Here is a 13,621-nt window from a genome sequence, read left to right on the forward strand (position 1 = left end):
ATATAATAAATCACCCACTCAAATTGAGGAAGAGCCGATTTTTCCAGCTAAAGTCGCCCTTGTATTCATCGCTTTGATAGAATTTTGTGTGATCACCATTTTTGAAAAAACCAACTATCGTCTCAAAAGGAAGTGGATTCTCAAAGCAAACCTCATAAGAGGTCTCAAACGGTTGACCAGGATAAAGTTTTTCCAATGTGTAATCTGCATCCAGGCCGTAATTTTTTGCAAGCTTTGCATCGATCATATATTTGTTTGGTATTGGTCTTCCCATTTCCATCATGCGGGAAGGTGAATCTTGTTTCTCCTGAAGAAGTGGATCATTTATATAGTTAATATTTTTTGAGGTCGCGACCAGGGTTTCACGTTCATAACAGGAGCTTACGCATAATTTCCATTCGTCATATAAAATGGATTCACAGATCTGCTTTATATGGATTGAATCATTTGGTTCTCTTTGTTTTCTGGGGAGAAAACCTCCCGCCTCTTTTAGTTCTGTTATGCTTCTGTAGTCGCAACGATAAACCAAGCCAGAAAAATAGGACTGTTCAATTTTTCCTTCACGAGTGGTTTTCTGTAAGGATTTGCAGTCGCCTAACCCGAATATTTCATAAATGAGCAACAAGTTCCGGAAAAAACATCCCATTCTGATTTTTTCGGAGGTCTGTTGCTCTACTGTCCATGAAAAAGGTATTACAACCCGAACTCACCATTAATTCGGATGTTTTTTGATCAGCACCTGCTTTTTCAGGACAACAGAATTCCCCAACACTCTTTCTGTTGGTCGCTATTTTATTCTGATTGAGTTTATGAAGCTGACTATCCCGGTCGAGGCAGCGGCATTGAATAAAAGACTTCGGTTATATGCTGCAAAAGCCCTTTTATTGGACAGCTGCGGGGCAAGTGAAGTTTGATTCGGTCTTTATACTCAACCACTTTAACCGCGACCTTACAAAGTTTTGTGATCACGGTTGATGGCTGTGCCTTTTCCAGCTCCGTACCTTTCAGTGCCTTGGTTCTCAGCTCATAGTGAAGAACATAAGCAGCGCAGGCGTAAAACATTCTCAGGTGATTTGCCAGAAAGCCTTGATCTGACAAGCGATCACCGGACAAATCACTTTTCAGATGCTTAATGAAGTTCTCATCCTGCCCTCTGGGACAATAAAGGTCTTCATATATTTCCTCGGGGGAAGCCTCCATCATCGAAGTCACAATAAAGCGGGGATTGTCGCCTTTCTGGTTGACCTCTGCCTTATAGATTATCCGGGTGTCCAGCCCTTTCCAGCTTTTTGCCTGATAGTCCGTTTCTCCGTAGAGCCTGAGTCGCTCAGGCTCTGGCATGTTGTTCAGTTTTGCCAGCCCGGTTTTAACGTCGAGAGCTTTCCGCGCTTCATCCAGCAACTCTTTGGCTTTAGGTCGCAAGGCCGTCTTGTGTCCTGCGCCTTTTCCCAGCACGTAGTCGGAGTGAGGGTCATCCTGAACAACCTGCATTAACTCTGGTTGGGCAAAGTGGCTATCCCCACGAACCAGTAAATGGGTTTTCGGCCATCTTGTACGGATCAGCTTAATGAGGCGCTGGAGAATAGCTGCATTCTCTCGGCCTGTGGGTGTTTTTCCAGGACGCAGGATCGAAGTGATCAGCTTGCCGCTGAGCCCCTCAAAGATCATTAAGGGCAAGTAACAGTAGTCTTGATATTTGGCGTTGAACAGGTTCATCTGCTGGCCGCCATGGGTGATAGCAGGCGTATGATCCAGGTCGATAATGATGGCTAATGGCGGGTATTCATAACTGCTGATGAAGTGATCAGCCAGTGCTTTGGTCATATTATAAATATCCCGTTTGGTCATGGACTGACCAAGCCTTGTATACGTTGGAGCGGAAGCCAGATGGTTATCATCGTCCAGTGGGTTTCTTCCATTGGCAAGCTTAAAGATTGGGTCTTTACGCAGATGGTTGCTGTCGTTTGCATCTTCATAACCACAGGCCATTTGCAAAACTCTTTGGGCAATGAGTTCTTGCAGGGTGTGGTCGATGTAGGATTGATGACGTTTATCGTCAATGCCGTCAGTCAGCCTGGATATGATACCGCTGTGAAGCATTGTTTCACGTAGCATCAGGGCGCCAAAATCAGAGGATAATTCTCCGCCATTGAAGTCTGCCCGGATAGTTTTTCCGTTGGAGGGGTGAAAACGAAGCTGTTCTTGTGTAAATTTGTTCATGGCAAGTTCCGGTTTGCTTCTTCCGAAGCATTTTTTTGGTCGACCCAATTATATCAAGTGATTGGGCGGAACTTGCCTCTTTTTATGAAATATCCGGGCTAAGGGTTTGCACTTCAGGTGATTGAATTGAGCTGGGGTAACCTCTATTGGGGCTTGTATTTGTGTGCAGCTGGCTGCTGTTTTAGTCTTTTCCAAATTCAAAGAAGTTGCTTCCATAATATATATCCCTATTGGTGATGTTTCCTTAAGCGGCAGCAATATAAGCCTTGGTGGCAGTTAATAAAGGCGCATTTGCATTTATTTATATTGCTGATAACTCAGACAATGGTTTTCTAAAAGATTCAACCCTGTTGAGTTAGTATTCCTAACAAAAAACAAACAAACCATTTAAAGCAATGATAATCTGTTGATTAATACCAAGGTTGTTCTGCACGAAGAATGCCCTTGGAAAAATAGTTGTCATTGGTTAAATTCTATCTGGAGGCAGCGTGATGAATCTGTTTGACAATATTCCCCAGTCATTACCACAGGAATTGATCGAAGTTCTGGCTGAAGGCAAGGGGGTGACGATAGAGCGCATTGTTTCCAGAGGGCATGTGACGCCGGAAGGTGAGTGGTATGACCAGGATCGGGATGAATGGGTGGTGTTGCTGACCGGGGCGGCGTCGCTGAAAATTGAAGGGAGGCAGGAGCTGATTCAGTTGTCACCCGGTGATACTCTGCACTTGCCTGCCCATTTAAAGCACCGGGTGGAGTGGACTGATCCGGATCAGGATTCCTTGTGGATTGCGGTTCATTTTCACGGGGGGTGATTTTACCTTCTGATGATCTGTAGCGAGCCGGGACGTGGCTTTCGCGTTTTTTGCGTGTTTTAATCACCTGTTCTTTTATGGTGCTTCCCGGGCGTTTGCGGCTGATACCTTTTGACCTGCTAACTGGCTGGCTGGATTGGGTTGGGGGAGGGGGTTCTTCAGTTTGGACAGGCATGAATGGGTGATTTCTAAGAGACCTTCTCCAGTTGAACTGTAAATGAATGTCGGAAAAGGTATTGTCAATCCATAAAGCCAACAATGCTTTTTCATTGCTTTCAAGGCCGCAGGAGATGCAGGAGAATATCTCATTCAATATTGGAATGAATATGTTCGTGAATAGTGGGTCATCCTGAAAAAGGTCTTCGAAACTTAGTTCTTTATCTTTATTTACTAGACTCATTTTTTTGTAAAAGTGCATTAAGATAATCCAAAGTGATTTAGAACTGTATTTTGTTGTTGAGAAGGCTCTGCTTTTCAATACAGTTTTTTTGTCCAGGTTATATTTTTTTACATATTTTTCTCCCTCCGGTGTTAAATTATTGCCGATGATCAAGGGGGCGTCAGCGATATTAAAACTATAATCAGCCTGAATGAATCTTCTGCTTAACCAGTTATCAATATCAAAATGAATCTGATGCTCTATGAGTATGTATTTTAGCCATGCGGTAGTTATGTAAGCATCGGTCTCATTTATTTTGTACATTGCGTTTATCATGATTTTTATTATTACGTCTAGTGCGGGGTCTTTATTTTTTATGATTTTAAAAAAGTCATTTTCGGGGTTGGTCAATTTTCCGTTTGAACTAAATGCCCTGTTGAAAAGTCGTACCATATCCCAGGCTAGCGGGTAAGGGTATCCTTCAGGTATTGTTTCTGTTTCAATAGTGTCCCAGTCAATATTTTTTTCCTTAACCTCTTCCATGAGTTTGATGAACCGGTCATTTTTGTATGCATATAACATGCTTTCAGGACAATCATTTTCTAACTCTTGCAGAGTAGTGAAATCTTTGATGGCATATCCGTCAATGATAGTTTCTTCTGTTGATTCTGTATCTGTATCTGTATCTGATCCTGATTGTGGTTCTGGTTCTGGTTCTGGTTCTGGTTCTGGTCTGTTAGAGGGTGTTGATTTGAAGTGTATTTTACTTTTTTCTACTGATATCGCTGCAGTGTTGATGTTGTTTTTATATTCTCTGAATTTGCCCTGTGAAAAATACTCTTCTATCCATTGTATAAATCTTTGAAAATGGATCAGATTCATATTGCTTAAATTTAATGCTGCTAATGGGTTGCTGTCTTGTGATTGATAACCTGAAAGAAGAATGCTGCGTGGACCTGGAAGTGGAGGAGGTATTTGTAAGTAATGGCTATCAGGGTGTTGTAAGGAGTAAAGTTCGGTTTCGTCAGGGTACCCTTTGGCTGCATTCAAAAAAATAATGGCTAACGTGAGAGACCTGACGCAGTTAACTAGTTTGTTTTTAACCATATGCTGACTCTTATTTATTAGAATGATTGCGCCCTTGAACAGGCGCAATATTTCCCAACATGTGTTTGCAAAGCAATCCTTATTGTTTTCTGCGACAATTCTAGTCAATCTGGTCAACGGTGCAGTAAATTTTTCCTTTGCTGAGTTGTGCGGTCACATGATCGCCGGGGGTGAGTATGGAGGCGTCCCTGATAATTTCATCGTCTTTCTGGATAATGGAATACCCCCTCGACAGTGTGGCAAGCGGGCTGACGACGTTCAGGTGTCCGGATAGCTGTTGCAGCTGGTGGTTTTGGCGTTCCAGTTTTTTCTGTATCTGGTGTTGAAGATTTTCAGACAGGTGTTCTGTTCGATGTCTTATTTTTTCAACCAGTCTGGCAGGGGATTGCTGTAGCAGCCTGCTCTGTAATTGTTGAGTGTTTGAATGCCGGTTCTGCAGGGAGATGGTCATGGCTTGCTGCAGTCGGATTTCAAGGTCGTCCAGTCGTTGATTGTGTTCCCGTAAGCGCTCTCCCGGGTGTCGTAGACGCAGACTTATATTGTCCAGTGACTGGCTGGTTGTCTGCAGTTTGTGCTGAATATGAGTGTTGAGTTTGCGGCTCAGCATATTCAGTTTGTGCAGCCACTCCTGACGATCCGGGCTGAGGATTTCGGCAGCCGCAGAAGGTGTTGGGGCTCTGTAGTCCGCCACAAAATCTGCAATAGTAAAATCAATTTCATGCCCGACAGCGCTGACAACAGGCAGTGCGCTACTGGCTATTGCCCTTGCAACGGGCTCTTCATTGAAAGGCCAGAGATCTTCCAGGGAGCCGCCGCCCCGGCCAACAATTAATACATCAAGGTCGGGCATCCGGTTAGCCAGTTTGATGGCATTCACAATATCCCTGCTGGCTTCTTTACCCTGTACGGCAGCAGGTATTACTGTCACCTTGATAGCAGGGAAGCGTCGTTTAAGTACGGCGAGAATATCTTTGATGGCCGCTCCGGTGGGGGAAGTGACCACCCCGATATGCTGGGGCAGCGTCGGAATATCTCGTTTGCGCTCAGCGCTGAATAATCCTTCACTGGCCAGTTTTGTCTTCAGCTCTTCAAAAGCCCGCTGCAGCGCTCCGGCTCCGGCTTCCTCCATATGATCTACGATTAGCTGGTAATCGCCGCGACCCTCATACAGGCTGACCCGCCCCCTGAGCAGCAGTTGCATGCCTTCGGTGGGGGTGAATTTCAAGCTGTTGTTGCGGTTTTTGAACATGGCGCAGCGTATCTGCGCACTGGAGTCTTTCAGGGTGAAATACCAGTGACCGGAGCGCGGACGTGCCAGTGCCGAAAGTTCGCCTTCTACACGCACATTGCCAAAATGCGTTTCCAGCATGCGGCGAGTACGGCTGTTCAGTTCTGTGACAGTTAGTGGGCGATGTGTTGACGATTGTGAGAACGAGTCGTCAGAGAAGTTATATAGGTTTTGACCGTGCATTGCCTGACTCAAGCTGAGTGGTGTTAAGGGAGTGGTTTCGGTAATCCGTCTTGCTCGCTGAAAAATAACGGAAACTACGTGGCGCTAATGCGTTATCACTAATATGTTAATTAATACGTAATGCTTACAATTCAGACATTAACTGTTTTTTCATTTCCTGTTAAGGGTTGGTATGTTTTTTATACAGCTTCTGGTCGTTTTGGCCTGCATCCTGATTGGTGCGCGCATTGGTGGCGTTGGTCTTGGCTTGATGGGGGGCGTTGGCCTCGCCGTTCTGAGCTTTGTGTTTGGTCTGGAGCCAACCAGTCCGCCTATTGATGTCATGCTGATGATTGTCGCTGTGGTGTCTGCTGCTGCCTGTATGCAGGCGGCCGGAGGTCTGGAGTATCTGGTTCAGCTGGCTGAGAAGATTCTGCGCAAGAACCCCAAGCGTATCACCTTTATGGCACCGGCTGTTACTTACGTATTCACTATGTTTGCTGGTACTGGCCATGTTGCCTACTCTGTGTTGCCGGTTATCGCTGAAGTATCCCGCCGTACCGGGGTTCGTCCGGAGCGTCCTCTGTCCATGGCAGTGATTGCCTCCCAGGTGGGGATTGTTGCCAGCCCGATTGCTGCGGCTACTGTTGCGCTGCTGGGTTTCCTGGCTGACTTTGATATTACTCTGGCTGGCATTCTGAGTGTTACCATTCCTTCCACTGCTATTGGTCTGGGCCTTGCGTCTCTGGTGACTAACAAGCTGGGTAAAGAGCTGAAGGATGATCCTGAGTTCCTGAAACGTATGCAGGACCCTGCTTTCCGCGCGAAAATGGAAGAGGAAGGTGGTGAGCTGGTCAGCGAACTGAAGCCGGGGGCTAAAAAGTCTGTTGGGCTCTTCCTGCTGGCCGCTGTAGCGGTTGTCATGATGGGTGCTTTCCCGTCTTTGCGACCTGTTTTTGAGTCCGGTGCAAGAATGGGGATGGCGCATACTATTGAGATCATCATGCTGTGCGCAGGTACTGCTATTGTTGCTGTTTGTCGTGTTGACATTGCTGAAGTCACTCGTGGTGATGTGTTCATTGCCGGTATGCGTGCAGTCATCGCGATCTTTGGTATTGCCTGGCTGGGTAATACTTTCTTTGGTGCCCATGATGCCATGCTCAAGTCTGGTATTGGTGAAATGGTGAGTATGTACCCATGGGCATTTGCGATTGCCCTGTTCGTACTGTCTGTCATGGTGAACAGCCAGGGAGCAACCACGACGGCCCTGATGCCTCTGGGTGTTGCCCTGGGGCTGCCGGCTCCGGCTTTGATTGCCATGTTCCCGGCGGTAAACGGTTATTTCTTTGTGCCCAACTACGGTCCGATCATTGCTGCCATCGATTTTGACAGTACTGGTACCACTAAGATCGGTAAGTATGTGTTTAATCACAGCTTTATGTTGCCGGGGCTGATGTCTATTAGTTTCTCTGTTGCTGCTGGTTTTGTGATTTCCGGGATTGTTCTGTAACCATCTGATCTAAAAAAAGAAGTTATAGAACTCTGAAAAACCGCAGCTGATAAGTTGCGGTTTTTTGTTTGCCCAGCGAAGCGGGCAAACCTGTCAGGCTGAAAGAAGCCTGAGCCGCCCCGACTGAGGGGAAGGCAATCTGAATGGCAAGGGCGTAACTGGCCAACGGTTGGGTCTGAAGGAAGCCATAGGAAGTCAGAGGTACACAGCGCAAGCGAACCTGATTCGGCAGGTTGGGAGCGGCAAGCGTGCGAAATAGCGCAAAGCCCGATACTCAGTCAGTCCCAACTCTGTGCTTGAGGGTGGCATTTCTGACAGGGAACCGTTTAGTAACTGGGGAAGCCTGGCATCAATCTCTGAATCTCAGGGGCTGTTATCGCAAGAGGAAACTCAAGGGTAACAGTGGTGTGAGGTGGCAGATGATCCTGTAGTAGTGATGAAATTCCGGCCTGTGAAGGCGGGTAACCGTTCGGAGGGCAAAACCGGAATGACTACAGCCAGAGTGACTGTAGGGCATGTGTCGTCAAAAGCGGCAGATGTTGCGAAGGGGTGAAGCATTCTTAAAGAACAGTCAGACCGCAGGAATGACACTGTGAGCGCACAAGCTGCCTGACGAGGCAGGACATCTTCGGCTGGTGAGGTTGGGAACAATCCTGCTAAAAGAAAGAGCCGCGCTCGGGAGTAAAGGACAGGTAGCAGGTAGATTGCCTTGAGCCAGAACGCCTGTGAATGTCCATGAAGAATCCGGCCACAGTAGAAGGATGGCGCAATCTGTCTGTCGTGAGACAGTAACTGATGAGAGTATATTATAGCCTGTATGGGCGCTTGCTGACGATGGAAGCGCTTTACAACGGATTCAAAAAGGTATGGAAAGCGAAAGGTGCGGCCGGAATAGATGGGCAGAGCCTGAGCGACTACGCCTCGAATCTGCGTGGTAATCTTGAACAGTTACTGCTTGAATTGCGGGAAAAGCGCTACAAACCGCTACCGGTAAAGCGTGTAGAAATCGACAAAGAAGACGGTGGAAAGCGTCTGCTGGGAATCCCCGCAGTAAAAGACCGAATCGTCCAACAAGCACTTCTAAATATCCTGACCCCGATCTTTGATCCGGACTTCCACCCGTCCAGCTATGGGTACAGACCGAATCGAAGCTGCCATCAAGCCATTACCAAGGCGACCCTGTTCATACGGAAGTACGACAGACGCTGGGTGGTGGACATGGACTTGTCCAAATGCTTTGACCGACTCGACCACGAGTTAATTCTCAAGGCGTTCAGGCACAAAGTGGCAGATGGAAGCATCCTGAACCTGATCAGAATGTTCCTGAAAAGCGGGGTGATGGTTGGCTATCAACTGGAAGCCACGGAAACAGGCAGTCCACAGGGCGGAGTGATCAGTCCCTTAATCTCAAACGTCTATCTTGATGCGTTTGATCAGGAAATGATGCGACGCAAGCACAGGATTGTCCGCTATGCGGACGATATCCTGATTCTGTGTGGCTCCAAAGCAGCGGCAGAAAACGCTCTGAAAGTGGCGACCAAAGTACTGGAGCAAGACCTGAAACTGACGGTCAACCAGAATAAAACACACATAGCCCATAGCGGCGAGGGTGTGAAATTTCTGGGAGTTGAAATCCTGAGCAGCTATACGCGCATACAGGAAAAGAAGCTCAACGCACTGAAAGCAAAGGTAAAGCGAATCACGAAAAGGAATCGGGGAACGAACCTTGAAGGAGTAATCCGAGAACTGAACCCTGTGATACGAGGATTTGCTAATTACTTCAGGATAGCGAACTGTAGTCGTGAATTAAAACGGCTGACAGGATGGATGAGGCGCAGGCTGAGATGTTTACAACTGAAACAGTGGAAGAAACCAGCGAAGCTGCATCGTCGGCTGAAGCAACTGGGTTACAAGCCACCATTTAAGTACATCAAAATGCGTTCATGGAGAAATGCGTGCAGTCCCCTGTCGCATTTAGCCATGCCGAACAACTGGTTCAATGAGATAAAGTTGTTCAATTTGGAAGGCGTTAAAACGGGCGTTCTTGCCCCTTATTGTTAAGGGATAGAGAGTGCAGGAGCCGTGTACGAGGTCCGTACGCACGGTTCTGTGGGAAGGACGGGGCAATAGCCCCGCCTTACCTAATGTGTTGGCATTCGAATAATTTAAAGGTATTCTGCGTGTGATAGGAATGCGGACTGCGGTAAAATCCCAGAAATTTTATCCGCGATTTTTATCAACGTACTGGATTGGTAACAGGTAATGCTGAGAATTGCCCAAGAAGCCCTCACCTTCGATGATGTCCTGCTTTTGCCAGGTTACTCCGAAGTTCTCCCGAAAGATGTTTCCCTCAAGACCCGCCTGACCCGTGACATTGAACTGAATATTCCACTGATCTCTGCTGCTATGGATACCGTTACTGAGGCCCGTCTGGCGATTGCCATGGCCCAGGAAGGTGGTATTGGCATCATTCACAAGAATATGACTATCGCCCAGCAGGCCAACGAGGTCCGTAAGGTTAAGAAACATGAAAGTGGCGTGGTGAAAGACCCGATCACTATCGACTCATCAGCTACAGTGCGTGATCTGCTGGAGCTGACCGGCAAGCATAAAATTTCCGGTGTGCCGGTGCTGGATGGCGATGATCTGGTGGGTATTGTCACCAGTCGTGACGTGCGTTTTGTCTCTGATCTGGACAAAATCGTTTCCCAGATCATGACGCCAAAAGACCGCCTGGTGACGGTGCTGGAAGGCACTGACCAGGAAACGGTTCGCAAACTGCTGCACAAGCATCGTATTGAAAAAGTGCTGGTGGTCAATGACCGCTTTGGTCTGGTGGGCATGATGACCGTTAAGGATATCAAAAAAGCCCAGGACTACCCTCTGGCCAGTAAAGATGATCATGGCCAGTTGCGTGTGGGGGCTGCGGTTGGTACCGGACCTGAAACCCCTGAGCGTGTGGCAGCACTGGTGGATGCCGGTGTTGACGTGGTGATTGTTGATACCGCCCATGGTCATTCCAGAGGCGTGATTGAGCGTGTTCGCTGGGTTAAGGAAACGTATCCACACGTTCAGGTGATTGGTGGGAATATCGCCACCGGCGCTGCAGCGCGAGCGCTGGCGGATGCTGGTGCAGACGGTGTCAAGGTCGGTATCGGGCCGGGTTCTATCTGTACCACCCGTATTGTTACCGGCATTGGTGTACCACAGATTTCAGCGGTGGCTAATGTGGTTGAAGCCCTGAAAGATACCAATGTTCCTGTGATTGCCGACGGCGGTATCCGCTTCTCCGGCGATCTTGCCAAGGCAATTGTTGCCGGTGCCAGTACCGTTATGCTTGGCAGTATGCTGGCGGGTACCGAGGAAGCGCCGGGTGAAGTTGAATTGTTTCAGGGTCGAAGCTATAAGGCCTACCGTGGTATGGGGTCTCTGGGTGCTATGGGGCAGGCTTCCGGCTCCAGTGACCGATACTTCCAGAGTACTGAGGATGGTGCTGAAAAGCTGGTACCTGAAGGTATTGAAGGTCGTGTGCCTTATAAGGGGCCATTGAGCGCCATCATTCATCAGATGGTGGGCGGTCTGCGCGCTGCCATGGGGTATACCGGTTCTGCCGACATCCACACCATGCGCTCTGTACCGGAGTTTGTTCGTGTAACCAATGCCGGTATGAAGGAGTCTCACGTACACGATGTAACGATTACCAAAGAAGCGCCAAATTATCGTGTCGGCTGATATGTAGCCTGTTAAAAATGAACAGTCGGATTTTTATCCGGCTGTTCTGTTTTTAGTTTCCATAAACTTTTTGTTTCTATAAACAATGAAAATGGCTGACTGATAGCGCAGCATTTTCTTTTGCCCAAGGCTGTTTGAGAAGACTATGTCTAACGCGATGTCTAACGCAAAGTCCAAGGATATTCACGCTGAACGAATTCTGATTCTGGATTTCGGTTCTCAGTACACGCAGCTGATTGCCCGTCGTGTGCGGGAAATCGGTGTTTACTGTGAGCTGCATCCGTTTGATATGGATGAACAGAAAATCCGCGAATTCGCCCCTAAAGCTGTGATTCTGTCCGGTGGTCCTGAATCCGTTACCGGTGATGACTCGCCTCGAGCGCCTGATGTTGTTTTTGACCTGGGTGTGCCAGTTCTGGGTATTTGCTATGGCATGCAGACCATGGCAGAGCAGATGGGCGGCAAGGTGTCCACTTCCAACCTGCGTGAGTTTGGTTACGCCCAGGTGACACTGGAAGAGAAAACCCGCCTTTTTGAAGGTATTGAAGATCACATCTGTGATCACGGTCGCATGAGTCTGGATGTATGGATGAGTCATGGCGATAAAGTCAGTGAGCTGCCGGAAGGTTTCGTTCTCGCAGCTTCTACCGACTCCTGCCCGATTGCTGCCATGGCCTGTGACGATAAGCGATTCTACGGCATTCAGTTCCACCCTGAAGTGACCCACACCAAACAGGGCTACCGCATTCTTGAGCGTTTTGTGGTGGATATTGCTGGTTGTGAAAAGCTGTGGACTCCGGGGCAGATTATCGAAGACGCTATTGCCCGTGTGCGTGAGCAGGTGGGTGATAAGCAGGTGCTGCTGGGGCTATCCGGTGGTGTTGACTCCAGTGTGGTAGCAGCACTGCTGCACAAGGCAATTGGCGATCAGCTGGTCTGTGTATTTGTTGACAACGGTCTGTTGCGCCTGCATGAAGGTGACCAGGTAATGTCCATGTTTTCTGAAAACATGGGTGTGCGCGTGATTCGTGCCGACTCTGAAGACCTGTTTCTGGGCAAGCTGAAAGGTGTGGATGAGCCGGAAGCCAAGCGCAAAATTATCGGTAACACCTTTATTGAGGTGTTTGATGAACAGGCGACGGCGCTGGATGGTATTGAGTTTCTGGCACAGGGTACCATCTATCCGGACGTGATTGAGTCTGCCGGTGCTGAAAGTGGCAAGGCGCATGTGATCAAGTCCCACCATAATGTGGGCGGCCTGCCGGAAGAGATGAAGATGGAGCTGGTTGAGCCACTGCGTGAATTGTTCAAGGACGAAGTGCGCAAGATTGGTCTGGAGCTGGGTCTGCCTTACGACATGGTGTACCGTCATCCGTTCCCTGGTCCGGGCCTGGGTGTGCGAGTGCTGGGTGAAGTTAAGAAAGAATACTGTGACATCCTGCGTAAAGCCGATGCCATCTTTATTGAAGAACTGCGCAAGGCGGACTGGTACCACAAGACCAGCCAGGCGTTTGCTGTATTTCTGCCTGTAAAGTCTGTAGGTGTGGTGGGTGACGGTCGTCGCTACGAATACGTTATTGCCCTGCGTGCTGTTGAAACCGTTGACTTTATGACGGCTCGCTGGGCGCATTTGCCTTATGAGCTGCTGGAAAAAGTGTCGGGTCGTATCATCAACGAAATTGAGCACGTTTCCCGTGTGACCTATGACGTATCCAGCAAGCCGCCTGCAACTATTGAGTGGGAGTAATATTTCGCTGCTCGCTGTTCGCTGTATGAGCAGCTAATAGCCAGAAGCTAAAAGCCTTTAGCCTTTGATTGCTGCACCCTGAGTTGCGCTAATCCATAAAAAAATCCCCCGTTATCCTGTATGGCGGGGATTTTTTGTAAAAAATGGTTAAAAAACATAACTTTACGAAACTTTTAGCTGAAAAATTGATCTATTACAGGGAATGAAAGAAGTTTTTATGTTGAGCCGGTTGTCAGGCTGCTATCAGTGTGCATAATAGTCTTTCATCAGCAGTGGCGCGTGGCAGGAAGCTTCGCTAAGTCACTGCCTGTGATCCTCTTAAACGAGAAACTCTCAAACGAGAAACTCTTAAACGAAGAAGTAGAGGCGCACTATTTTAATAGTAATCCGGAGTAGGGTGACTCCGTTGGTTGAGCTTCTCAGCCAGTAAGCCGGATGAAAGGAAAAAGTGCCGAAGTGGGTACGAGTGTCATATCTACCCGCTGGTGGTGCATCGAAGAGGTGTATCACTGTCACGGTTTTGAACTGTGGAGAGCTACTGGAAGTCTGTGTGAGCTGACCCGTTAAACGGTTGGGAATTTACACAACAGAAGTATGAACTGATCTGTTCTGCTCCTTATCCAACTGCCTCCTGATCTGACACCTGCAAGTCAAACTGAATAAC

General features: G+C 48.1%; 9 protein-coding genes and 1 riboswitch. Of the genes, 4 read left to right on the top strand and 5 right to left on the bottom strand.

The window, feature by feature from the left end; all coding sequences use genetic code 11:
- Positions 1 to 10: 10 nt before the first annotated feature.
- The 4 genes from NX722_RS04445 to xseA all read right to left on the bottom strand — a co-directional run bounded on the left by NX722_RS04445 (position 11) and on the right by xseA (position 5,989).
- Positions 11 to 622, bottom strand: a complete 612-nt coding sequence (locus tag NX722_RS04445; protein ID WP_262566899.1) for a hypothetical protein — start codon at positions 620 to 622, stop codon at positions 11 to 13.
- Positions 623 to 819: 197 nt separating this feature from the next.
- Entirely contained in the window at positions 820 to 2,220 is a 1,401-nt protein-coding gene (locus tag NX722_RS04450) for an IS1380 family transposase (RefSeq protein WP_262563762.1), read from the bottom strand.
- 459 nt (positions 2,221 to 2,679) lie between these two features.
- A complete protein-coding gene (locus tag NX722_RS29065; protein WP_456077458.1) occupies positions 2,680 to 4,518 on the bottom strand; it encodes a hypothetical protein in 1,839 nt (612 codons plus the stop codon).
- A 100-nt stretch (positions 4,519 to 4,618) separates the two neighbouring features.
- Positions 4,619 to 5,989, bottom strand: coding sequence for an exodeoxyribonuclease VII large subunit (gene xseA, locus NX722_RS04465; protein ID WP_262566902.1), 1,371 nt, complete (start codon positions 5,987 to 5,989; stop codon positions 4,619 to 4,621).
- Between the two features lie 172 nt (positions 5,990 to 6,161).
- Between xseA and NX722_RS04470 the strand changes: the two genes are divergently transcribed.
- Positions 6,162 to 7,478: an anaerobic C4-dicarboxylate transporter family protein gene (locus NX722_RS04470; protein WP_262566903.1), complete on the top strand. Its 1,317-nt coding sequence runs from the start codon at positions 6,162 to 6,164 to the stop codon at positions 7,476 to 7,478.
- A 22-nt stretch (positions 7,479 to 7,500) separates the two neighbouring features.
- Here NX722_RS04470 and NX722_RS04475 read toward each other — a convergent pair whose 3' ends face one another.
- Complete coding sequence (locus NX722_RS04475) at positions 7,501 to 7,692, bottom strand: hypothetical protein (protein WP_265442333.1); 192 nt, start codon at positions 7,690 to 7,692, stop codon at positions 7,501 to 7,503.
- Positions 7,693 to 8,273: 581 nt separating this feature from the next.
- Here NX722_RS04475 and ltrA point away from each other — a divergent pair.
- The 3 genes from ltrA (at position 8,274) to guaA (ending at position 12,957) form a co-directional block, all read left to right on the top strand.
- A complete protein-coding gene (gene ltrA / locus NX722_RS04480) occupies positions 8,274 to 9,539 on the top strand; it encodes a group II intron reverse transcriptase/maturase (protein WP_262563619.1) in 1,266 nt (421 codons plus the stop codon).
- Between the two features lie 201 nt (positions 9,540 to 9,740).
- Positions 9,741 to 11,210, top strand: a complete 1,470-nt coding sequence (guaB, locus tag NX722_RS04485) for an IMP dehydrogenase (protein WP_262566904.1) — start codon at positions 9,741 to 9,743, stop codon at positions 11,208 to 11,210.
- 157 nt (positions 11,211 to 11,367) lie between these two features.
- A complete protein-coding gene (gene guaA / locus NX722_RS04490) occupies positions 11,368 to 12,957 on the top strand; it encodes a glutamine-hydrolyzing GMP synthase (protein ID WP_265442334.1) in 1,590 nt (529 codons plus the stop codon).
- 353 nt (positions 12,958 to 13,310) lie between these two features.
- A riboswitch (Lysine riboswitch) is annotated at positions 13,311 to 13,503 on the top strand.
- Positions 13,504 to 13,621 lie beyond the last annotated feature (118 nt).

Origin of the sequence: Endozoicomonas gorgoniicola (assembly GCF_025562715.2) — a bacterium.
Taxonomy (GTDB): domain Bacteria; phylum Pseudomonadota; class Gammaproteobacteria; order Pseudomonadales; family Endozoicomonadaceae; genus Endozoicomonas_A; species Endozoicomonas_A gorgoniicola.